Here is a 23,557-nt window from a genome sequence, read left to right as displayed (position 1 = left end):
TCATGGATATTACCTGTCCCAATTGCGCGACTCTTTTCTCCGTGCCCGAAGGGGCGATCGGTCCGAACGGGCGCAAACTTAAATGCTCGCAGTGCGGCCATTTGTGGCGGCAGATGCCACTCTCTGCGGCACCTGTCCAGGCGCCGGCAGAATCTGTGCCTGTTGTTGAACCACCGGTTCCGCCATCTTCTGATCCATTGCCTTCCGAGCCCTTGCCTCCGGTGCCCGATCTTCCGATGGAGGCCGAGCCGCCGTCATCTCCGGATGATGATGCCGAGGTTGATATCGATCCGGTCGCATCTGATATTATCGGTGATATCGGCCAGGACCCGGATTTTGATCCCATGGGGCCTGTCGATGCCGCCAGCGCCCATGATGCCGAGGATGATGAAGCTTTGGCTCGTCTCGATCCTCTGGAGGCAGACGATTCTGATGCACCGCGTCGCGGTGATGATGCGCTTGAGGAATTTTCCGGTCTTGTCAGTCGCGATGACGATGCCATTCCCGATTTTCCGGATTTCCCCGATGGTGATGATATTGCCTCACCCTTTGTGCGCAAGAAGGAAAGTGGAGGCGGGTGGATACGGACCCTGTTCTCTTCGCTCCTGTTTCTGGTCATTGTTGTCGGAGTCATGGCCGGTGCGGCTTGGTTTTGGCGTGTGCCGATTGTAAAGACCTATGAGGATGCCGAGGCCCTGTTCCGGATGGTTGGTATCGAGATTGATATCCCCGGCCTTGGTCTTACCTTCCGCGAAGTGACCGGGGAACGTGTTCTGCATGGCGGGGTTGATAACCTGGTGGTGCGTGGCTTTGTGGCCAATACATCCTCCACTTCTCGCCTTGTTCCCTTTATTCGCCTTGTGCTCTTTGACGGGACCGGTCGTGTTGTCCAGGAACTGGCCGCGCAGGCCCCGGTTACCGAACTGGCAGCCGGCGATACAACCGGTTTCCGTGTTCAGCTCCAGAATCCATCGGCCGCGGCGCGGCGTTTTGAGGTTGAGTGGGCGCGTGGTCGTATGCCATCCTCCTCATCCGGTGCGGGGGATACCGCCCCTGCCGGAGCGCCAGTTCCCTGATTGCCTTGTCCTTTTTCGAGGTTGAGAGGATGTGGTGTTCCTTCAGCCTGTGTCCTGTTTATGCATGTGCTGGATCACTTTCCGCATGACACTGGGCAGCGCTTCCTTGTCGAAGTGTTCTGGCTTGACCCAGCGTCCGGTGATGTTCCCTGTCTGTGCGACTGTTCCGGCAATAACCTTCAACTCCAGATCAAAATGAGAGAACGTGTGGTGCACCGTTCCCGCAATTGTGCGCCACGTTTCTCCCTGTATTGGGGCATGAGATGTTGCATCTTCCAATGTCCATGGAGCTTCCTGCCATGGAGTGGATGGAATCTCGATCATGCCGCCCAGAAGCCCTCTTGGTGGGCGTTGTCTCAGTAGGACAGTGCCTTCGGGATCCGTGATCCAGAACACGGTTCCGTAGCGGCCGGGCCGCTTTGCCTTGGTTGTTTTGTACGGTAGTTCTGCTGCTATGCCCTGGTGGTATCCCTTGCACAGACTGACCCACGGGCATATCTGGCAGTTTGGACTGCGAGGGGAGCACAGTGTGGCTCCCAGGTCCATAACAGCCTGTGCATAATCACCACAGCGCTGCTGTGGGGTCAGGGCGTCGGCAAGGGTGCGCAGGTGTTTCTTTGCCCCGGGGAGAGGGTCCGTTACCGCGTGCAGTCGGGCCATGACACGTTCGACGTTTCCATCCACAACCACGGCCCGCTGACCAAAGGCGATAGAAGCAATGGCTGCGGCCGTATAGGCCCCGATTCCGGGGAGCGCGCGCAGGGCTTGCTCTGTACCGGGAAAGCGGCCGCCATGATCCCTGACAATGATGCGTGCACAGGACAGAAGGTTACGTGCCCGTGCGTAGTACCCAAGGCCGGCCCATGCTGCCATGACATCCCCATCATCAGCTGCGGCAAGAGCTTCAACCGTTGGCCACCGCGAGAGGAAGATCAGGTAATAAGGCCGTACAGCTGCCACAGTTGTTTGCTGCAACATGATTTCGGACAGCCAGACATGATAGGGATCGGCGTACATGCCCGGTGGACTGCGCCACGGGAGGTGCCGGTGATTGCGATCATACCAGGCAAGCAGAATGGTATCCGGTGATGCAGATGTCATGGTCGGTCATTGTTCGGTTCTGTGCGGCGCTCACACTGAAGGCAGGCCTTGCCAAATGCAAGGCGTTGTCCCATGTTTTCTGGTGTCTTCTTGTTGGATGGTTGTCCTTTGTCCACGTCTTCCTCCGGTTCTGGAAAACCAGCTTTTGCTGCTGCCTCCCGCAGGTTGGCCCGGGGTCCATTGGCTGTTGGTGCCGTCAGTGACCTGGTATCACGTCCAATTCTGGGGAAAAACGGGCTCGCCGAGGGCAGTCTGATAGCCAACTGGGCGGCTATTGTCGGTGAGTCTGTCGCAAAACAGACTATGCCCGAGCGGTTGCGTTTTTCCAAGGGAACGCGTGCAAATGGGGAACTGCTGATTCGTGCGGCATCAGGACCTGTTGCTCTCAAGCTTGATCACGATCGCCTGTTCATGCTTGATACAATCAATCGGTACTTCGGTTATCAGGCTGTGGCCCGGATCAAGATCATACAGGCTCCCCTTCCTCTTGCTCCGCGGGTGTCGCGTGTTGTTCCTCCAAGAAAGCTCTCGCATCAAGAGGAAGAGGAATTGGATGATCTTCTGGATGATGTAACCGATCCAGAGCTGCGAGCAACCTTGGAGCGCTTGGGGCGTCATGTGGTGGCGCGTTCATCGGATACATAGTGCTGCAGCACCTATGCAGATTGTATCGTCTTTCTGCTAGCAGAAATTTGCCTATTTTATAGGCATCCTGGTGATTCTCTTGGTCAGGCCGTGGTGAAACAGTACTGCCAACAGGAAAAGATCAAACTTATCCACAGGCGCTGCGGATAAAAAGCCTGCCGGAGACGTGGTGCTCAGCCCTATGTCTTGTCCGATGACAGGGTTCCGGACTTGTAGCTTCCATCTGCAACCTGATCCAGCAGGGTCAGCATCTGGCTTATATTGAAGGGTTTGCAGATATAGTCATCGATGCCGGCATCGCGTGCCCGCTCGATATCTTTCTTCATGGCACCGGCGCTGACAGCAATGATCGGGACGGGGCGATCCAGAACACCGCCACGCAGCCTTTGTGCAATTTCAATACCGGTCATGTCTGGCAGGTGTATGTCCAGAAGAATGAGATCGGGTTTTTCGGACAGTGCCATTGAAATACCGGTGGCGCCGTCTTCGGCCATGACCAAGGTGACATTCTCGCGCAGGTCCATGACATCGCGCATCAGATCACGGTTTGCCGGATTGTCTTCAACATAAAGGACCTTGAGAGGTTTCTCACCGCTTCCGGCGGGAAGTTCCTCGACGATTTCCTCTTGTTTGGCCTTGACGGTGTTGTCGCCGGCAGGCAGATCAAACCAGAACGAAGAGCCGACACCCTGTGTGCTCTCTACTCCAATCTTACCATTCATATGTGCCAGGATCTGGCTGGTGACGGTCAGGCCAATGCCGGTTCCTTCGATGTTGGTTGCCTCAGCACCCAAGCGGTTGAATGGTTCAAAGACTTTCTTGAGCATTTCCGGCGCAATGCCGATGCCGGTATCCTGGACCGTAACCCGGACGTGCCCAGCTTCCGGTGCGGGGCTGATCTTGAAGTACACATGCCCGGCTTCACGATTGTACTTGATGGCGTTGGAGCCCAGGTTGATGATCACCTGCTTCAGACGCGAGCGGTCCGCCATGACAAAGACAGGGTCGGTACTGCCTTCTGCATGAATGGTGATTTGTCGTTTAGCGGCCAAGGGTTCCAGCAGGGCTGTTGATTCAGTCACCAGAAGCCTGACATCAACATTTTCCACCGAAAGATCAACTTTGCCGGCTTCAATGCGTGCAAGGTCAAGAATTTCGTTGATCAGGCGCAGGAGGTGATCACCGGCATCAAGAATGTGCTGAACGTATTTTTTCTGGGCTGAGGTCAGTGCATTGGCCGACGCGGCCCGCAGCAGCTGCGCAAAGCCAAGAATGGCATTGAGCGGTGTCCTCAGCTCATGGCTCATGCTGGCCAAGAAGTGAGATTTTGCAGCGTTGGCGCGTTCAGCTTCTGTCCGCGCTTCGTCTAGGCGTGTCTCGAACAGGCGGCTTTGGGTAATATCGCGCCCTGTACCACGATAGCCCGTAAAGTCGCCGTTGAAGTCGTAAACGGGCTTGGCATTGATGAGGAAATAGAGCCGTTCCTCTATACCTTGCATGCTCATGTCATAACGGATGAGAGGTGCGCGCTGCTCCATCATTTCTTCAATGGATTCGGCTCCTTGGCTTACATCTGATATGGTCCCGTTTTCAACCAGCTCACTCAGACGTCGGCCGACAATGCGTTCCCGTGCCAGACCTGACACGCTGAAGAAGCGATCCGAGACGAGGGAGATGCGACCATCCAGGCCTGTTTCCCAGAACCAGTCGGAGGAAACCTCGGTCAGGTCTTTGAAACGCTCTTCGCTTTGGCGCAATGCCTCTTCAACCGAGCGCCGTTCCATGATTTCCTGATTAAGGTGGGATGTGCGTTCTTCAACGCGCAGCTCAAGGGCATCGTTGGACTTGCGAAGATTTTCCTCGGCCAAGCGCCTGGCCTGCAGCTCCGCTTCGGCAGAGCGGAGCAGCCGATTGAAGGAGAGGACAAGGAAGCCGATTTCGTCGTTCTCATGCCCACGCGGAATCGGAAGTTCGCGCAGGAAAGCCGCGTTCTCTTCTGGTTCATGCAAACGAGCAACAATCTGTGTTAATGGTCGCGTTGTAGTATGCAGATAAACCAGTGACAGAAGGGCTGCCAACGCAACGGTCTGGACCAGAACGCTGATCAGGTTGAGGACAGCCCGCTCCAGGAACGGTCCGGCCGTTCTTCTGGGCGATATTTCGGCCTCCAGAACCCCTATGCTTTCGATTCTACCCCCGGGCTGCACCTTGGTAAGGTCCCGCCTTACAACGTTGGGTTTATCGAAAAGAAGTTCATAAAGGGCTGATTCTTCGTCCGGAGCCACTTCAATGGCAGCCAGACGGTCACCCAAGTCACTGATGATTCGGGCCGACACGATGGGGCCATCGGCAACAAGGCCGCGCACGACATCGTTGGCCAAGTCGGTATCAAGTGTGTAGGCGGCCTGAACACCCGCATAATGGAAGGCGTCCAAGGCTCTTAGGGCCGATAGGTTTGTGTTATGATTGTGTTGTGCGTAGTCTCTTGCTACCTGGACGGCGCTGAGCACCAAGCCGAGCAGCAAGGCGATGGCCAGCGTGTAGCGCAGCTGCCTTAATGTCAGTCGGTCACGGGTCTTCAGCTGCATGCACCACTACTCCGGGTAACGGCCTGCATCAGGGTTTACTGGAGAAGAGTATGATATTCTCCCGTAAAAGGGCACAGCCTTTGTTCGGCTTATTTGCTCACTGTATGTATTCGTGTGATTTCGGGGCCTGTATCCGGTTCAGATACCCTGATTATGACGTCCAGGAAATCTTGGCCGTAACGACCAAGTTTACCGCATCCGACCCCGGGAACTTTTGACAGGGAATCAAGGTGGGTGGGCTTCCTTCGGGCCATCTCGAGAAGGGTGGCATCGTGAAAAATAACATAAGGCGGCACACCTTGTGCACGCGCCAGTTCAAGCCGACGGGCTCTCAGGGCATCAAACAGAATTTGCTCGGCGGGCGTTTCAATCAGGACACGTTTTCCTGTTGAGCTTCTTTGTTCGGCAGGATCCCGTCGGAACGAGACCAGGGCCTCGCCCCTGAGAACCGGCAGGACATCATGTCCCAGTATCAGCGCACCATTTTGGTCGGAAGCCGCTATCACGTGTCCCATTGCAATCAGCTGCCTCAGAATGGATTTCCACTCGTTTACAGAGCGACTCCGGCCAATTCCGAATGTCGACAGGTGTTGGTGGCCCATGCCCCGGATTCTGTCGTTTTCCTCTCCTCGCAAGACATCGACAATATAGGCCACGCCAAAGCGCTGGCCTGTACGGTAAATGGCGGAGAGGGCTTGTTGTGCTGCTTCAAGGCCATCGAACGTATCTACCGGCTGGAGGCACGTATCGCAGTTGTTACAGGGAGATGCTGTATCACCGAAGTATTCCAGCAGGACCTGGCGTCGACAACAGGTGGTTTCGCAGTATCCCAGCAGAGCTGATACCTTCTGGCGTTCAACCGCTTTCTTGCTTTCCGACGTGTCTGAGGCCTCTATCATCTGGCGAATCTTGGCCGCATCCTGCAATCCGTAGACCATCCAGGCATCGGAAGGAAGACCATCACGACCTGCCCGGCCTGTTTCTTGGTAATACGCCTCTAGTGACCGTGGTAAATCCAGGTGTGCGACAAAACGGACGTCGGGTTTGTCTATACCCATCCCGAAAGCAATGGTTGCGACCATGACAAGACCGTCTTCCCGCAGGAACTTGTCTTGGTTGGCATGTCGCACATGGCGGTCCAGTCCGGCATGATAGGCCAGAGCCTCGATGCCCTGTTCCCGCAGCCACGAGGCTGTTTCCTCGACCTTTGCACGTGACAGGCAGTACACAATGCCGGAGTTACGGCTGTGCTCCGTACGTATAAAGTGCAAAAGCTGTTTCTTCGGGGCATTCTTCAGGCTGACCCGGTAGCGTATGTTCGGGCGATCAAACCCGGCAATGAACTGTGCGCCTTTCCCAAGACAGAGTCGTTCCAGGATTTCCAGCCGCGTTGGTTGATCAGCTGTAGCAGTCAGTGCCAGGCGTGGAACACCCGGGAAGCGTTCTGCCAACGCAGCCAGTTGTAGATATTCAGGTCGGAAATCATGCCCCCACTGGGACACGCAATGCGCCTCATCTATGGCGAACAGGGCCAGTCGGCAATGGTGCAGTTGATCAAGGAATGCGGGCTGCATCAAACGTTCTGGCGCGACGTAAAGCATGTCAAGCTCTCCGGCCCGCATGGATCGCCCAGTCTGGACAATCTCGGAAAAGGACATACCGGAATGCAGGCCCGCGGCTTTTACACCCAGTTGCCGCAGCATCTCCACCTGGTTCTGCATCAGGGCAATCAGCGGGCTGACAACAATCGCGATCCCATCACGGCACAAGGCCGGAATTTGGTAGCATAAGGATTTGCCACCCCCGGTCGGCATCAGCACCATGGCGTCCCCGCCCGCGACGACATGGTCAATTACAGCACGCTGATGTCCACGGAACTGTTCGTAGCCGAAGACTGTCTTCAGAATGTGAAGCGGATCATGGCGCATCGTGTTTCCGGGGAGTAGAAACACCAGCCCCTGATCCCGTCGCGGTATACTCAGGGACCAGCGTGTGAAGAATATCCAGAGCCTGTCCTTCCGCACCATCCCGGCAGGCGTCTTCCAGTTTCTTTATGTGGCCTTGCAGCTCGTCAAGATCTGTGACCCTTGGCCGCGCAAGCAAGAGCCCTTGGTAGCGGGTTGGAACCGGTGGCTCAGAGCCGTGGAAGATTTCCTCGAACAGCTTCTCGCCCGGGCGTGTTCCCGTAAAGGCAATCTGGATATCCTTCCCCGGAACCAGTCCGGCCAGCCGGATCATCTGCGTTGCCAGATCGACAATGCGCACGGGTTCGCCCATATCCAAGACAAAGATACTACCGCTATAGGAAGAATCAGCATAACCAATTGCGGAGGCTTCCAAGACCAGTTCAACAGCCTCGCGGATTGTCATGAAGTAGCGGGTCATATCTGGGTGTGTGACGGTTAGGGGCCCCCCGCGTTCCAGTTGGCGGCGGAAAAGCGGAACAACTGAACCTGTTGATCCTAGGACATTTCCAAAGCGTACGGTTACAAAGCGGGTTTGGCCACTGTTGCATCCCTCAAGATCCATGCTCTGGCATATCATTTCAGCCATGCGCTTGCTGGCCCCCATGATATTGGTCGGGTTTACGGCTTTGTCGGTGGAAATCTGGACCATGACAGATACGTTATAATCCCGGCATGCCGTCGCAATAATGGCCGTGCCCAGTGTATTGGTATCGATTCCGTCCAAGGGATTCTCTTCGACAATCGGAACATGTTTCAGGGCGGCGGCATGCAGCACAATATCGGGTTTTGTTTGCTCAAACAGGGTGCGGACGCGTGTGCGGTGGCGTACGTCCAGGATATGGGTCTGCCGGGGAATTGCCGGCCATTTCTCTTGCATCTCTAAATCAATGGCATAGAGCGCGTACTCGGAGTGATCTCCCAGAATCACAAGGGACGGATCAAGCAGTGCAACCTGTCGCACCAGTTCACTGCCGATGGATCCCCCGGCCCCGGTAATCAGGATACGGCGCCCTTGGATCAGGCTTCGCATGGCGTCATGGTCCAGTGTTGCCTGTGGACGGCCCAGCAGATCTTCAATGGCAATTGGTCGAACAGTAATTTTTTCCTCAATCCCCTCGCGCAGGTCACTGATCCGCGGAAGCCGTGACATGGGAATACCCATGGCATCGGCTTGGGTAAAAAGGGTTTTCAGTGTGCCGGGAGCAATGGTGTCGTCTGTGATAATCAGGCGCTGAGGAGGGGTACTGTTTTCCTGTAATTGGTTGATGACATCCGTGAACCGGTCAAGTGTACCCAGAACCTCCATTCCCCTTATGTAGCGGCCAATACGACCTTCATGCACGGACAGGATGCCCAGTACGGCATACTGGGCATCTGGTTTGCGCTCCATGTCACGGATGAACAGATCCGCCCCGTCACCGGCACCAATCAGAAGAACGGGGATACGGTTTGTTCCAGCCGACGATGTCATGATGTTGTGTAAGCTGCGATCTTTCCAGGCCCTGTAGGCAAAGCGAGGCCCGCCCAGAAGGATCAGCAGGACAAACCAGAGAATGAAGGGCAGGGAACGTGGGAAGGACTCAAGGCGTGTGAAGAGAAAAAGGATTGGCAGGAAAAGGAGAATGCTCAGGCTTACGGCGCGCGACAGGGCCAGAAGATCGCGGACAGATGCATAGCGCCAGATACCGCGGTAAAGGTTGTTCCAGCGGAATACTACAGCGCACAGTCCGACGAAGATCAGCCCCCCGGTCAGTATGGGGCCAGACATGAGTGCTTCTGCGGCACTGTCGCCGAATCGGAGCCATACAGATACGGCAAAGCCAGCGGCTGCCATGAGTAAATCATGGCAATAGACAACATCGGGACGGGACAAAAGACGACGCATGGCAGATCCGTAGGACATTGGGCGCCTAGACTAGCGTGCGTCGTGTGAAACGGAAAAGAAGAAAGAGTATAGGAATGCACGCAAAAATAATTCCCGCAGCAGGGCCTAGGGTTACGGACACGATGGTTGCAGCCAGCAAGGCCATGTTTCCAGACATAATGTATAGCGTTACAGTGCTGTGAGACAGTCCGCTGCGGTGTACGGCAACCTGATAAAAATGCTCACGATGTGCTTGGGCAATCGGCCTTGCCGTTGCAATCCGTCGGAGCAATGTAACGGTCGCATCGACCAGATAATATGCTGGAATAATCAGAGCTGCGGCCAGATAACCGGTTCCTGCCAGCATGAGCAGGAGGAACCCGGTCAGGAATCCCAGCGGAATGGAGCCGACATCCCCGAGGAAGAGGCGTGCCGGATGCCAATTGAAAAGCAGAAAGCCGATGGAGGCGCCAATCAGGGTCATACCCATGCTGGCCCATGGTATATTGGAATTCAGTCCGGCAATGCCCGATACAATAACAATCCCAAGGCCGATAGACCCTGTCTGCATACCGGTAATGCCATCAATGCCGTCCATGAAGTTGTACAGATTCAGGAACCAGACCCAGCTGATAACAGTCACTATGCGATCTGCCCATAGGGGAACTTCCCCCTGTAGGACAAGCACATGGTCTGGCAGACTCAGGGTTGCGCTCGTAACCGCAATGACATGTATGGGAAACCGCAGCCGTCGTTTCAGATTGATGCGATCATCAATCCAAGACAGCCCATACAGGACCAGCGCCATTGCCAGGGTGATCCAGGCAGCAACAGGTGGATTGCCGGGAAACAGGATCAAAGATGCTGTCCACCCGGCGATAACAACCAGTGTTACTGCCAGTCCGCCGCCACGGGGTGTTGGTTCTGTATGGCTGGAGCGCTCGTTGGGCATATCCAGGACTGCCTTGGTTTTTAACCAGAACAGGACAAGGCGTGTGCCGGCAATAGAGAAGGCCAAGGAGCCGAGACCAAGCAGTATTGCTGTCAGATCAGGATACGTTGGCACGGGGTCTCCGGGGCAAAAGTATAGAGCCTGGACAGGGAATACAGCCTCTGGGTCATAGTATGCAATCCCGGAAATATTGGCAGTGATTCCTGGTGTCCCTGCTGCTAGGGTGTGATAGCGCATATTGCATGTATACAGGAGACGCAGCTGAATGCAGTTGGTTGTGACCGGAACAGCCGGATTTATCGGGTTCCATACCGCGCTCAGGCTTCTGGAGCGGGGTGATGCGGTTGTTGGTGTTGACTGCTTGACAGATTACTATGATGTCCGTCTGAAAGAGGCTCGGCTTGAACGGCTGCGGTGTTATCCGGCCTTTGAGGAAGCGAGGGTTTCTGTTGCAGACAAGGCATCCCTGAAGAATGTTTTTTCCCGGGTCAAGCCTTCTGTGGTTGTGCACTTGGCCGCCCAAGCTGGTGTTCGTTATAGTGTAGAGAATCCAGATGTTTATGGGGAGAGCAACCTTGTCGGTTTCCTGAACATGCTGGAATGTTGCCGGGAGCATTCTGTTGCTCACTTGGTTTATGCCTCGACCAGCTCTGTTTATGGAGCCAATCCTGAAATGCCATTTTGCGAGAGTGATGGCACAGCTCATCCCATGAGCCTCTATGCCGCGACCAAGAAAGCCAATGAGGTTATGGCTCACGCCTACAGCCATCTTTTTGCTCTTCCTGCTACGGGTCTGCGCTTCTTTACAGTTTATGGGCCATGGGGCCGACCGGATATGGCCCTGTTCCGTTTCACAAAAGCGATCCTTCAGGGGCAGCCGATTGATGTCTATAATCATGGGGATATGAAGCGTGACTTCACGTATGTCGATGACATCGTCGAAGGTATCCTTCGCACCTTGGATCATCCACCCGTGCCGGACATGAACTGGACGGCATCGGGCAGCCGGACGCCGTACCCGGGCGCAAGTGCAGTTGCTCCGTTCCGGATCTATAATATCGGGCGCGGTGCGCCCGTCTCCCTGATGGATTTTATACAAACTTTGGAAGAGTGCTTGGGCCGCAAGGCTGTTCTGAACCTGATGCCGATGCAGGCAGGCGATGTGTCTGCAACTTTTGCGGATATATCAGCCCTGCGTCGCGATACGGGCTATTCCCCGTTGACACCGGTATCCGTCGGTGTGGAGCGGTTTGTTGCCTGGTATCGTGACTACTACGGTATTTGAGGTGGACGGCAGAGGCCTTTTCTGGCTTCTGCCACATCGTCTACTTCCAGATTGGTGTACCTCGCCCGGGTAGTCCGTAGTGCGCCCACTTGCGCGTGACTGTTTCGATGACATCATTGGACATGCGGATCTTCTCGCCCCATTCGCGATGGGTTTCCGGCGGCATTTTGTTGGTGGCATCCATGCCAAGTTTTCCGCCCAACCCACTTTCCGGGCTGGCAAAGTCCAGGTAATCGATCGGTGTGCCATCAACCACCATAATATCGCGTGCGGGGTCCATGCGCGTTGATATAGCCCACATGACGTCCTTCCAGTCCCGAACGTTGATGTCATCATCAACGACAATCACAAACTTGGTGTACATGAACTGACGCAGGAAGGACCACACGCCCATCATGACCCGGCGAGCATGACCCGGATAGGCTTTCTTGATGCTGACGACCGCGATACGGTAACTGCATCCTTCAGGCGGTAGCCAGAAGTCAACAATTTCGGGGAATTGCTGGGACAGTAGCGGGACAAAGACATCATTCAGGGCTTCCCCCAGAACGCTTGGTTCATCGGGTGGGCGTCCGGTAAAGGTAGACAGATAAACGGGATCCCGGCGCATGGTCATGCAGGAAACCCGGAAGACGGGGAAGGATTCCACGCTGTTGTAATATCCGGTGTGGTCACCATAGGGTCCTTCGTTACCGAACTCGTCCAGCATGACATGCCCTTCCAGGATAATTTCGGCCCCGGCCGGCACTTTGAGGGGAACGGTCTTGCAGTCTACCAAGTCTACTTTCCTGCCGCGCAGCAGTCCGGCAAACTGGTACTCCGAGAGTGTTTCGGGGACGGGAGTGACAGCTGCCAGAATTGTGCCGGGATCAGCCCCAAGAACAACAGCTGCCGGCATGGGCTCTGTTTTTGCCTGTCCCCAGCGGCGGTAGTGCTGTGCACCGCCGCGATGCTGCAGCCAGCGCATCAGCGTTGTGTTCTTTCCTGTGACTTGCATACGGTAAATACCAAGGTTGAACACATCCTCGCGTTCTTTGCCCGGACCTTTTGTGACAACCAAGGGCCATGTGATCAGCGGCGCCGGTTCGCCCGGCCAGCAGGACTGGATCGGCAGGCTTGACAGGTCGACGTGATCCCCGGGAACAACAATCTCCTGACATGGTGCGGAGCGCACGTTTCCCGGTTTCATGGCCATGACAGTGCGCAGAAGAGGCAGCATGTTCCATGCCTCGCGGAACCCCCCCGGTGGTTCGGGTTGCTTCAGGAAGGCCAGCATTTCGCCGACATCCCGCAGTTCATGGGCTGTGCGGTCCATCCCCATGGCGACTCGCTCCACGGTTCCAAACAGATTGACCAGAACGGGCATGGCATACGGGGTTCCATCAGCCCGGACCGGCTTCTCAAACAGGACGGCAGGCCCCTGTTCCGCAAGAAGGCGGGTTTGGATCTCTGTCATTTCCAGTTCTGTACACACAGGTTCGTGAACCCGGTACAGTTGTCCCTTCTTTTCCAGGACATCCATAAACTCGCGCAGCGAAGCATAAGGCATTGGCAGGACTTCCACTTTGGCTGTCTGATACAGGGGATTGAAGTCCCCTTCGGTTGGTCCGGTGGGCCACATTACACCGGACCAGCCCGGGATACAGATCCTTTTTGTCCTATCCTGTTGGTGTTTCCTGATCTTGACCTGTTCGTATGCATATGGCAGGCAAGGACTGTGAATGCATGCGGGAGACTGGCATGGAACGTGGGGATAACCCTGATCAGGACAACCGGGGTATTGCGGACCGTGACCGGGTTCTGTCGCGCCTGATAGAGCTGGGCATTGCCCTGTCGGCCGAGCGCGACCACAACCGGTTGACCGAAAGGATTCTAGTGGAGGCCAAGAATCTGGCCAACGCAGATGGCGGCACGTTGTATCTGCTGTCTGAAGACGGTCGCAGCCTGCATTTTGATATTGTTCGCAATGATACCCTCAAAATTGCCATGGGCGGGACAACCGGGGTTCCCATCCCCTTTCCTCCGTTGCCCCTGTACGATCCGGCAACCGGATCCGGCAACCGCGCCAATGTTGCGACCTATGTTGCCTTGACAGGGGAAAGCATTGTCATCGGCGATGCGTATACCGAGAAAGGATTTGACTTTTCCGGTACCCGTCGGTTTGACGCGGGGACCGGTTATCGCTCCCGCTCTTTTTTGACACTTCCCCTTCGCAACACGGCTCGCGAGGTGATCGGTGTCCTGCAGCTGATCAATGCCCGGAACAGCGATGGGCATGTGGTGTCATTTGGTGATGCCATAAGACCAATGGTGGAAGCCTTGGCCAGTCAGGCTGCTGTGGCGATTGACAACCAGAAGCTTTTACAGGGGCAGAGAGATCTTCTGGATAGCTTCATTACAGTTCTTGCCCGGGCTATTGATGCCAAGTCCCCCTATACCGGTGGGCACTGTGAACGTGTACCGGTTCTGGCTGAAATGATGGCCAAGGCAGCCTGTGATGCAACATCTGGTCCCTTTGCTGATTTCAGTCTGGATGCGGACCAGTGGTATGAGCTGCATCTGGCGGGTTGGTTGCATGACTGTGGAAAGGTCACGACGCCGGAGTATGTTGTTGACAAGGCAACCAAGCTGGAAACGATATATGACCGTATTCATGAGGTTCGTACCCGTTTCGAGGTCTTGCGCCGGGATGCCGAGATTGCCATGCTGCGGGCCAGTCTGGATGGCACCCTCTCGCGTGAGGAGGCCGAAGCGCGTTTCGCAGCCCGTTGTGCGGAGCTGGATGAGCAGTTTGTCTTGGTTGCCCGCCTGAATGTCGGGGCCGAGCGAGCTGATCCGGGGGATGTCCAGCGTCTTGCTGCGATCGGTGCCCAGACATTTATTCGTACGTTTGATCGCACCTTGGGTCTTTCGTGGGAGGAGAAACAGCGCCTGAGTGAGGCGGAGCGTACTCCGGTCCCGGCTGTTGAAACCCTCTTGCAGGATCGAGATGATCATTATGTTGGCATCTACAATCGTGGCGAGGTTTATAACCTGTCGGTGGAACGTGGCACCCTGACGGCCGAAGAGCGTCAGGTTATCAACGACCACATCGTTGTTACGCAGGATATGCTGTCCCAGATGCCGTTCCCCCGCAAGATGCAACGAGTCCCTGATATCGCCGGGAATCATCATGAGAAAATTGATGGAACCGGCTATCCCCGGGGTTTGCGCGGGGAGGACATGGGGGTAACCGAGAAAATCATGGCTGTGGCCGATGTCTTTGAGGCCTTGACGGCAGCAGATCGTCCCTACAAAACTCCCAAGAAGATCAGCGAATGTCTTCGCATCCTGCAGTCAATGGTAGAAGCGGGGCATCTGGATCGGGATGTCTTTGAACTTTTCCTGAAAGCCGGGGTTTATCGTGATTATGCGCAGCGTTTCCTGCACCCGGACCAAATGGATGATCACGCCTGTACATCATTTCTGCCACGGGCATGATTGCAGGAACAGCCTATGAACGGTCGTTATCCCCGCTGTCCGGTGCCAGCTGTCCTGGCTGTGGTTCCAAGAGGGAACCGTGTTCTTCTTGTCCGTCGTCGTCATCCCCCTGATGCCGGAAGCTGGGGATTCCCCGGGGGGCGTCTGGATCTGGGAGAGCCCCTGTTGGCTGCGGCTGAACGGGAACTGCACGAAGAGACAGGCGTGCATGCCCGCGGGATTGTGGCCTTTGCTGCTTTTGATGTCATTGATCGGGATATCGCCGGTGCTGTCCGGTATCACTACGTGCTGAATGCGGTTTACTGTCAGTGGGAAGATGGTAATGGGGTAGCCGGAGATGATGCGGCCGAGGTGGCTTGGGTCCGGGTTCGGGATTTCCACATGCCGGCCTTGATTGGGCAAGGTGGCGGAGCGCTTGGTGAGCAGGTTCCTCTGCTGGCGCGCATGGGATGGCGTATGGCCAGAACGTTGCGCCGGGAGAAGCCAGTATGATTGTCATTCAGGAAACAGGGATGTCGATCCGTCTGTACAAGGCGGGACAGCTTTCATGAGAACGGCATTGAAGAAAATGTTCCCGGGCCCCCTGAAAACATGGTCTCAAGCGATTGTCTTTCCCGATGATACCCGCCGCTTTGTTCCCGGTTCTGCCCTTCAGGACAAGGCAGTGGTTCGTGATGTATTGGAACGTTTTTCCCGTTCGTATGGTGTCCAGCCAGATGATTGTTCCCTGGTATCCCTGTGGGCTCAGAGGTACTTTGACACTATCTTTCCAGGCCTTCTGGGCTTGTCGTTGGTGATGGAGCGGCACACCGCAACGGCACTGGATCAGGTTTCCATTTTTTTTGATGATGATGGATCTCCGGTCGCCCTGCGTCTGGATGAGCCGGAGTCTGTTCTTGATACAGGGCTTTCCGGTTCACTTGCTTACGCGTGGTCCCTTGTTGATGACCATATGGAACCCTTTGTTATGGCTGTTTCCGAAGCAGTGCATATTGCGCCCCGTCTTTTGTGGAGCAACGCAGCTTGGGCCGGGGACTGGGCCTTGTCATGCCTTGCTGCCCGTTCCTATCGTCCCCGGCGTGCCGAAGCGGTACGGGAAGCCTTGGCCAATGAATTGTACAGGCCGTCTGGTCAGGACAATCCACTCCATCATCCCGTTGTGCGTCTGGATAACGGCGGACTCCATCGCAGGCTTTGCTGTTTGCGTTACCGGCTGCCTGGTTTTAATACGTGCACCAGCATATGCCCCGGCGATACCGGCTTTGTGCACAATGCCTCTTCCCTTGATTCAGGGGCGAAGAAGGAAAGCCCCCCGTCATGCGGTGACGACAGGGGGATGGTCTGATCAGGCGCGTTGTGTGCCACCGCTCGCTTTTTCGACGGCTGCAACAATCTTGCGACAGACGCCGTCGATGTCTTCGTCCGTGAGGGTTCTGTCCATCGGTTGCAGGGTTGCCGACAGGGCAATTGATTTTTGACCTTCCGGTACATTCGGCCCTTCATAGACATCAAAGACGCTGACAGCTGTTATCAGTGCTTTGTCCGCGCTGCGTGCCGCGCGCAGCATGGTGTCTGCACAGACGTCCTTGCCCACAACGAAGGCAAAATCCCGTTCCAGGGGCTGAAATGGAGATGCTTTCAGCAGGGGACGAGCCTTTCCCGGCTTGTTCCGTGGAAGGGGGAGTGCCTCCAGGAAGACTTCAAAGCCAACCATGGTTCCTTTGGCATCCATCATGCGTTGGACGCGTGGGTGTATCTCCCCGAATGTCGCGACAATGGTTGGGCCCAGGCGCAAGGATCCCGAACGACCCGGGTGATACCATGCCGGAGCATCGGCCGTGATCTGCAGGTTTACCGTTGCAACGCCGGCGGCTTCCAGAACGGCCAAGGCATCGGCTCGTGCATCGAAGACATCCACTGTGCGTGGGCGTGCGTCCCAGTGACGCGGACCTGTCTTGCCGGTACGCAGGCCCGTTGCCATCAACTTTTGTTGCCCCGGCATGTCACCCTGGAATTGGGGTCCTGTTTCGAACAGCCCGAGATCGGCTATGCCACGTGCAGCGTTACGGCTTGCGGCTGCGATCAGGTTCGGCAAGATTGAAGGACGCATGACATCCAGATCAGCAGAGATAGGATTAGCAAGGCGCACGCCATCCTGGCTCCCACCGAAAGCAGGCGCGTGATCAGACGACATGAAGGACCAGGTTACAGTTTCATGCAGGCCACGTGATGCCAGTGTCCGGGCCACAAGACGTGTGATTTTCTGGCGTGGGCTCAGGATACGAACCGGCATGCTTTTTCGTGGAAGAGGAATGGCCTCAAGGCTGTCATAGCCATGCAGGCGTGCGATTTCCTCTACAAGATCATGCTCTGCCTCCAGGTCAACCCGCCAGGACGGCGGTGTGGCACGAATAACCCCGTTTTCCAGTTCTGGTGTGCATCCCAGACGGTCGAGCAGGGTGAGCATCCGGTCAATGCCAACAGTCATGCCCACCAGCTTTTCAACCCGCTCCGGACGCAGGGTGATGGATTTCTGCCATGAAGGTACTGTGCCAACTGTGACGACATCACCGGGTTCTCCGCCGCACAGGTCCATGATCAAGCGGGTAGCCCGTTCCATGCCTTCCATGACCGAGGCAGGATCAATCCCGCGTTCAAAGCGATAGCGGGCATCGGATACAATGTTCAGGCGCCGTCCGGTCGCTGCAATGCGTGCGGGATCAAAAAGGGCTGCTTCTATGATCACGTCTGTTGTGTTTGCCGTGCAGCCGCTTTCCATGCCGCCAATGACACCCCCGACAGACTGCACGCCCTTTGCATCTGCAATAACGACCATCGAGGTGTCCAAATTGCACATGCGGTTGTTCAGGGCCAGAAGGGTTTCTCCGTCCTTGGCCATGCGCACGGTCAGTGGTCCGGATACACGCCCGGCATCAAACACGTGCAGGGGGCGATTCCAGCCGAATGTGAGATAATTGGTGACGTCAACCAAGGCTGAAATCGGGCGCAATCCGATAGCTTGCAGGCGGTTTTTCAGCCACGCCGGGCTTTCACCATTGCGCACGCCGCGGATCAGGCGTCCGGCAAAATAAGGACAGGCGGTGCTGGTCTCCTCAGGCAGGTCACGTATGATGGACAGGCCACTCGTAAACGCGGCGGGTACAGCGGTAACAGCTGGCGTGTCAGCCTTCAGCGTTCCCAGTCCTGCTGCGGCCAAGTCCCGTGCGATGCCCCTGATACCCAGGCAGTCAGCCCGGTTCGGGGTTACCGAGATGTCAAGGACAGGGTCTAGGTCCAGGGCAGTGGCAAGCGGGATTCCGACAGCGGTGTCATCTGGCAGTTCAATAATGCCATCGTGGTCTTCGCCCAGGCACAGCTCGCGGGAGGAGCACATCATCCCTTGGCTTTCTTGGCCCCGTACGGTCCCTTTTTTCAGGACATCGCCGGTTGCCGGGACAATGCAGCCGGGAACTGCTACTGCAACCTTGATCCCTGCACGGGCATTGGGGGCGCCGCACACGATCTGAAGCGTTTTGTCCCCGACATCAACGGTACACAGGCGCAGTCGATCCGCATCGGGATGCTTTTCTGCTGTCTTGACATGACCCGTTATAAAACCTTCCAAGGTTGCGGCCGGGTCTGTGATGCTTTCAACTTCCAACCCGATCGAGGTCAGGGTTTTTCCGATCTCATCCAGGGAGGCATCGGTTTCCAAGTGATCTTTCAGCCAGGACAGGGTGAATTTCATCGGGTCAGCCCTCCGGTCAGGCTTGGTACGTCGTGTGGGGCAAAGCCGTAGTGCTTCAGCCAGCGTGCGTCAGATTCAAAAAAGGTTCGCAAGTCGGGAATGCCGTACTTCAGCATGGCAATCCGCTCCAGCCCCATTCCAAAAGCAAAGCCCTGATACTCTTCCTGATCCAGCCCGCAGGCCTTCAGCACATTGGGATGCACCATGCCGCAGCCCAGAATTTCCAGCCAGTCATTGCCTTCACCAATTTTCAGCTCACCCCCCTTGCGGGAGCATCCGATATCCACCTCGGCAGATGGTTCCGTGAACGGGAAGAAGGAGGGGCGGAAACGGACTGGAACATCGGGTAATTCGAAGTAAGCCTCTACAAATTCCTTCAGGCATCCTTTCAGATGCCCCATGTGCACGGCCTTGTCGATGACCAAGCCCTCGATCTGATGAAACATCGGGGTGTGGGTCATATCGGAGTCACACCGGTAGGTCCGTCCGGGAATGATTACCCGGATGGGTGGCTTTTGTGCCAGCATGGTGCGGATTTGTACCGGGCTGGTATGGGTGCGCAGCAAATTCCGTGTTCCGTCTTCCTGTTCGGAGAGGAAGAACGTGTCATGCATCTCGCGGGCAGGATGCCCCGGCGGGAAGTTCAGGGCCGTGAAGTTGTGGAAGTCATCCTCGATGTCCGGACCTTCAGCAACGGTAAAGCCCATCTGGCCGAAAATGGCGACCACTTCATCCCAGGTCTGGCTGATCGGGTGCAGGGTGCCAGATGTTTCAGGACGCACAGGCAGGGTTATGTCAACCCGCTCAGAGGTCAGGCGTGCTTCCAAGGCGGCCTCGGCAAAAGCGGCTTTACGGCTTTCCAGCAGGGCTGCAACCTCGTCCTTGACGGCGTTGATCGCCTGGCCAAAGCTGCGTCTCTCCTCGGGGGTCATGTGGCCGAGTGTTTTCATCAGATCGGTAATGCGCCCTTTCTTGCCCAGCGCAGTAACGCGCACGGCTTCAAGAGTGTCGGCATCAGGGGCGGATTGGACCGCTTCCAGAAGCTCGTTACGCAGGGTATCCAGAGTATCCATGGATCCAGAACCTTCCCGGAACAGTCAGGGGGGACAGGGGCAGGGGCCCCGAACGGGCTACCGGAGTGCTGTGCTTTTCCGGATAGTTTTCAGCAAAGGCAAAGAAAAAGGGCTGCCCTGTAGCGAGCAACCCTTCTCAGGCACTACACCGAAAAGCCGTCTGCACAGTATGAACCTGGCAGACGACTGTCCGGCATGTCAGGGCACCATGGGTGCCCCCTGATCAGCCAAGAGCAGCCCGGGCTTTTTCGACCAGCTGGCCAAAGGCTTCCGGCTCTCTCACGGCGAGATCAGCCAGAACCTTGCGGTCAAGCTCGATACCAGCTTTGTGCAGGCCATCGATAAAGCGGGAGTAGGTCAGACCCAGTTCACGAACACCGGCGTTGATGCGCTGGATCCACAGGCCACGGAAATCGCGCTTCTTGTTGCGACGATCACGGTAGGCGTACTGGAGGCCCTTTTCGACCTTTTCAATCGCAATCCGGAAATTGGTGGAGTTGCGGCCCCGATAGCCCTTGGCGAGCTTCAGGACTTTTTTGTGACGGGCATGGGAGGTAACGCCGCGTTTCACACGAGACATGGTATGATTTCCTTATCCTGAACGGTGAATGACGGCGTCAGCCGTGCATGTACAGCTTGACGATCCGGGCGTCACTGTCGCACAGGATCATGGTGCCGCGAGCCTGACGCTTCATCTGCTGGGGCTTGTTGCGCAGCATGTGACGCTTGTAGGCAACGTTGGCACGGACTTTGCCGGTACCGGTCAGGCGGAAGCGCTTCTTGACAGCGCTTTTGGTTTTCATCTTGGGCATTTTTCAGTCCTTGACAGTTCTGGTCCTGCCCGGTTCCACATGTGGGCCGGGCTTCTGTTGCTGCGGGTGGGCATGCCCGGCACCTTGGCTGCCACGCAGCCCGATGCACAGCCTCGCCGCTCGCAAACAGAGCCGATCCCTATACAGGATTGTCAGGGGAAAGACAATCCCTCAAAGAGGGGCTACTTTTACGGGAATTCTCTGGTCCCGGTGGACCAAAAATGTCTATGGCCGTTTTGATGGGCTCATGTTTGTATTACTATCTGTTTCGTCATTGTTTTTTCAGGGTGTCTCCTCGCCCTGATGCTTGGTCCCGGTCGTTTTTTCCTTCCGGAGGTTGATCGTGTTTGTTGTGTCTGCGTTTTCCGGATGGCGGGGACCGGCGGTTGCTGGTGTGATTCTCGCTTGCGCCATGGCTTTGACCTATCCTGCTTGTGCCAGCGAGTCTGACAGCAAGGCCAAGGGAAGCGCAGATGTCCGTTTTGTTCGTATTGGTACGGGTCCAACCGGTGGAACATACTTTCCTGTTGGGGGATTGATTGCAAACGCACTATCCAACCCACCGGGCTCGCGCCCCTGCGACCGAGGCGGGAGTTGCGGGGTCCCCGGTCTGATTGCGGTTGCGCAGTCGACAAATGGATCCGTTGAAAATGTGGAAGGATTGGCGCGCGGGGACCTTGATTTTGCCCTTGTGCAGGCGGATGTTGCATTCTGGGCCCAGAGTGGCAGCGGGCTTTACAAGGGAAAGGGGGCTGTCACTGAACTCAGGGCGATTGCCCGTCTGTATCCAGAAGCCGTTCATCTGGCTGTACGTAAGGATTCGGGCATAACATCGGTGGCTGGCCTGAAAGGCAAGCGCATCGGTGTCGGGGAAGAGGGATCTGGTACCTTGGTGGGCTCTCACATTATCCTTGAAGCCTTCGGGATCAGTATGGGTGACATCAAGCCAATCTATAAAAAACCCGGAGAGGATGCGGATGATCTTATCGCCGGTTCCTTGGACGCTATGTTTTTTGTTTCCGGGGCTCCGACGCAGCTGATCGTGCGCTTGCTGGACAGTGGATCCGCACGCCTTGTTCCAATTGAGGGACCGGCTGTGGAACGCTTGGTCGGACGTTATCCATTCTTTTCAACAGGGGAAATACCGGCAGATGTTTATGCTGGTATGAGTGGAAAGCCGATACACACGGTTACAGTTGGCGCGCTTATGGTTACGACCACACGTACGCCTGCAGATTTTGTTGAGGCCATTACCCGGTCTATGTGGCATCCAAATCATTTGATCCTTTACAGCAAGGGGCACCCGCGGGCAGCTTCTATGTCCCCGGATACGGCCCGGGATGGGCTTGGTATTCCTCTTCATGATGGGGCCCGCAAGGCTTACGCTGACATGGGCAAAGGCGATTGAGTGCGAGTCTTGTTGCTTTTGAAGTACGCTAAACAGACAGGATAAAAATGCCTCTTTCGGTTTTTGTCAGTCCAACAGAAATAGACACGACTTCTGTGGTTCGTTCGGTTCGTTTGGTCCGGGCGGGGGACGATCTCCCTCCTTTTGCCGCAGCATCGGGATTTACTGCCGGAGTGGGCGAGATGTGTCTCTTGCCGTCCGGGGATGGCTCTGTATCCGGTGCCTTGGTAGGTCTTGGCGATGGCCTTGATCCGTGGGCCCTGTCTGATCTTCCTTTGGCTCTTCCGCCTGGAATCTGGTCTCTTGATGGTGTGCGGGATCCAGATGATGCCGTACAGTCCTGTCTGGCATGGGCCTTGGGAGCTTATCGTTTTGATCGCTATCGCCGTCAGGAGGAGCGGGTAGCTGCCCGTATGGTCTGGCCCGCAGGCGTTGATCGTGCGGCTGTAGGTCGCTGGGTTGGGGCTATTGAGTGGGTTCGTGACCTCGTTAATACACCGGCGGAAGATATGGGGCCGTCCGAGCTGGAGGAAGCCGCCTTTGGTCTTGCCCAACGCTATGGGGCCGCTCTCGAGGTTATTGTGGGGGAGGCTCTGTCAGATCGCAACTATCCGGCCATTTATATGGTTGGGCGTGCCTCGCCGCGTGCTCCGCGTCTGATTGACATACGGTGGGGTGATCCCTCCGCGCCCAAGCTGACCTTGGTTGGCAAGGGGGTGTGCTTTGATACGGGCGGTCTTGATCTCAAGCCTTCTTCCGGCATGCGCCTGATGAAGAAGGATATGGGGGGAGCTGCTCATGCCCTGGCGTTGGCCGGCTTGGTGATGGATGCCCGGTTGCCGGTTCGACTCAGGGTTCTGGTACCGGCTGTGGACAATGCCGTAGCAGGCAATGCCATGCGTCCGGGTGATATTCTAAGAACCCGCAAAGGGCTGACCGTTGAAATATCCAATACAGATGCGGAAGGCCGGCTGATCCTTGCTGATGCTCTTGCTGAAGGGGACAGAGAGACGCCGGACCTGATGATTGACTTTGCTACCTTGACCGGTGCGGCACGTGTTGCCCTAGGGCCGGAACTTCCGGCGCTTTTTTCCAACCAGGATACGCTGGTCGCTGACCTTGTTGCAGCGGGGCAGCGCGAGCAGGATCCCTTGTGGCATATGCCGTTGTGGGATGGTTACCGCTCCATGATCGAGAGCCGTATTGCCGATCTGGACAATGCACCGGAAGGTGGGATGGCCGGTGCCATTACGGCAGCCCTGTTTTTGCAGTCTTTTGTGTCGGATTCCACACCGTGGGCTCATATAGACCTGTTTGCCTGGAATCAGAAGGCGCGTCCTGGTCGTCCGGTTGGTGGAGAAGCCATGACGCTGAAAGCAATCTTTTCCGTGCTGCAGGACCGCTTTATGCAGCGTGTTTAGCTGCATGCAATTATGTTTGTCTTTTTTCTCCATTCTGTTGGGCCTTGGTAAGGCAGTCGTTCCGGATGCTGAATGTTTCTGTTCTTTTTTCGGGCGTTGGCCGATGTGCTCGTTGCATGCAAAATAGACACAAGGCT

Annotated in this window: 18 protein-coding genes; 8 read left to right on the top strand and 10 right to left on the bottom strand. The window is 56.2% G+C overall.

The genetic code is table 11. The features are described from left to right. Positions 1–2: 2 nt before the first annotated feature. Positions 3–1,076, top strand: coding sequence for a DUF3426 domain-containing protein (locus HEQ60_RS07465; protein WP_209315468.1), 1,074 nt, complete (start codon positions 3–5; stop codon positions 1,074–1,076). A 42-nt stretch (positions 1,077–1,118) separates the two neighbouring features. On the opposite strand, the gene mutY is transcribed toward HEQ60_RS07465, so the two are convergent. After that, complete coding sequence (gene mutY / locus HEQ60_RS07460; RefSeq protein ID WP_168071096.1) at positions 1,119–2,177, bottom strand: A/G-specific adenine glycosylase; 1,059 nt, start codon at positions 2,175–2,177, stop codon at positions 1,119–1,121. A 72-nt stretch (positions 2,178–2,249) separates the two neighbouring features. Here mutY and HEQ60_RS07455 point away from each other — a divergent pair, with 72 nt between their 5' ends. Then, positions 2,250–2,822 carry a DUF721 domain-containing protein gene (locus tag HEQ60_RS07455; protein WP_209315464.1) on the top strand — a complete coding sequence of 191 codons (573 nt, stop codon included), beginning with the start codon at positions 2,250–2,252 and terminating at the stop codon, positions 2,820–2,822. Between the two features lie 179 nt (positions 2,823–3,001). Here HEQ60_RS07455 and HEQ60_RS07450 read toward each other — a convergent pair whose 3' ends face one another. The 4 genes from HEQ60_RS07450 to HEQ60_RS07435 all read right to left on the bottom strand — a co-directional run bounded on the left by HEQ60_RS07450 (position 3,002) and on the right by HEQ60_RS07435 (position 10,307). Next, entirely contained in the window at positions 3,002–5,410 is a 2,409-nt protein-coding gene (locus HEQ60_RS07450) for an ATP-binding protein (RefSeq protein ID WP_168071092.1), read from the bottom strand. 89 nt (positions 5,411–5,499) lie between these two features. Then, positions 5,500–7,338, bottom strand: coding sequence for a DNA helicase RecQ (gene recQ / locus HEQ60_RS07445; protein WP_168071090.1), 1,839 nt, complete (start codon positions 7,336–7,338; stop codon positions 5,500–5,502). Beyond that, entirely contained in the window at positions 7,328–9,280 is a 1,953-nt protein-coding gene (locus HEQ60_RS07440; protein ID WP_168071088.1) for a polysaccharide biosynthesis protein, read from the bottom strand. Before HEQ60_RS07440 ends, recQ begins: the two co-directional genes overlap by 11 nt. A gap of 7 nt (positions 9,281–9,287) precedes the next feature. After that, complete coding sequence (locus tag HEQ60_RS07435) at positions 9,288–10,307, bottom strand: glycosyltransferase family 4 protein (RefSeq protein WP_322099309.1); 1,020 nt, start codon at positions 10,305–10,307, stop codon at positions 9,288–9,290. Positions 10,308–10,458: 151 nt separating this feature from the next. Between HEQ60_RS07435 and HEQ60_RS07430 the strand changes: the two genes are divergently transcribed. Beyond that, positions 10,459–11,478, top strand: a complete 1,020-nt coding sequence (locus tag HEQ60_RS07430) for an NAD-dependent epimerase (RefSeq protein WP_168071084.1) — start codon at positions 10,459–10,461, stop codon at positions 11,476–11,478. A 40-nt stretch (positions 11,479–11,518) separates the two neighbouring features. Here the strand turns inward: HEQ60_RS07430 and HEQ60_RS07425 are convergent, their stop codons facing one another. After that, positions 11,519–13,027, bottom strand: a complete 1,509-nt coding sequence (locus HEQ60_RS07425; RefSeq protein WP_168071114.1) for a UbiD family decarboxylase — start codon at positions 13,025–13,027, stop codon at positions 11,519–11,521. Positions 13,028–13,218: 191 nt separating this feature from the next. Between HEQ60_RS07425 and HEQ60_RS07420 the strand changes: the two genes are divergently transcribed. The 3 genes from HEQ60_RS07420 to fhuF are packed head-to-tail and all read left to right on the top strand — an operon-like array spanning position 13,219 to position 16,303. Next, positions 13,219–14,958 (top strand): HD family phosphohydrolase, encoded by a 1,740-nt coding sequence (locus HEQ60_RS07420; protein ID WP_245183822.1) that lies wholly within the window; start codon positions 13,219–13,221, stop codon positions 14,956–14,958. A gap of 15 nt (positions 14,959–14,973) precedes the next feature. Then, on the top strand, positions 14,974–15,450 hold the full coding sequence (locus tag HEQ60_RS07415; RefSeq protein WP_168071080.1) for an NUDIX hydrolase: 477 nt from the start codon (positions 14,974–14,976) through the stop codon (positions 15,448–15,450). A gap of 55 nt (positions 15,451–15,505) precedes the next feature. After that, the gene (gene fhuF / locus HEQ60_RS07410) at positions 15,506–16,303 is read left to right on the top strand and encodes a siderophore-iron reductase FhuF (RefSeq protein ID WP_168071078.1); all 798 of its coding nucleotides are present in this window, start codon (positions 15,506–15,508) and stop codon (positions 16,301–16,303) included. On the opposite strand, the gene pheT is transcribed toward fhuF, so the two are convergent. The 4 genes from pheT to rpmI form a co-directional block, all read right to left on the bottom strand. Further along, complete coding sequence (gene pheT / locus HEQ60_RS07405; RefSeq protein WP_168071076.1) at positions 16,304–18,706, bottom strand: phenylalanine--tRNA ligase subunit beta; 2,403 nt, start codon at positions 18,704–18,706, stop codon at positions 16,304–16,306. Continuing rightward, positions 18,703–19,779 (bottom strand): phenylalanine--tRNA ligase subunit alpha, encoded by a 1,077-nt coding sequence (gene pheS, locus HEQ60_RS07400; protein ID WP_168071074.1) that lies wholly within the window; start codon positions 19,777–19,779, stop codon positions 18,703–18,705. The genes pheT and pheS overlap by 4 nt, the downstream gene beginning before the upstream one ends. Before the next feature lie 223 nt (positions 19,780–20,002). After that, positions 20,003–20,359: a 50S ribosomal protein L20 gene (gene rplT, locus HEQ60_RS07395; protein WP_066132948.1), complete on the bottom strand. Its 357-nt coding sequence runs from the start codon at positions 20,357–20,359 to the stop codon at positions 20,003–20,005. 37 nt (positions 20,360–20,396) lie between these two features. Next, entirely contained in the window at positions 20,397–20,591 is a 195-nt protein-coding gene (rpmI, locus tag HEQ60_RS07390) for a 50S ribosomal protein L35 (RefSeq protein ID WP_082811810.1), read from the bottom strand. A gap of 343 nt (positions 20,592–20,934) precedes the next feature. On the opposite strand from rpmI, the gene HEQ60_RS07385 reads away from it, so the two are divergent. Then, on the top strand, positions 20,935–21,999 hold the full coding sequence (locus HEQ60_RS07385; RefSeq protein WP_168071072.1) for a TAXI family TRAP transporter solute-binding subunit: 1,065 nt from the start codon (positions 20,935–20,937) through the stop codon (positions 21,997–21,999). 47 nt (positions 22,000–22,046) lie between these two features. Next, positions 22,047–23,420 (top strand): leucyl aminopeptidase family protein, encoded by a 1,374-nt coding sequence (locus tag HEQ60_RS07380; RefSeq protein WP_168071070.1) that lies wholly within the window; start codon positions 22,047–22,049, stop codon positions 23,418–23,420. Positions 23,421–23,557: the final 137 nt, after the last annotated feature.

The sequence above is a fragment of the Haematospirillum sp. H1815 genome, from assembly GCF_012102705.1.
Lineage (GTDB): Bacteria > Pseudomonadota > Alphaproteobacteria > Rhodospirillales > Rhodospirillaceae > Haematospirillum.
Note: the sequence above shows the minus strand (reverse complement) of the source record. Positions and strands in the feature narration are given on the sequence as shown.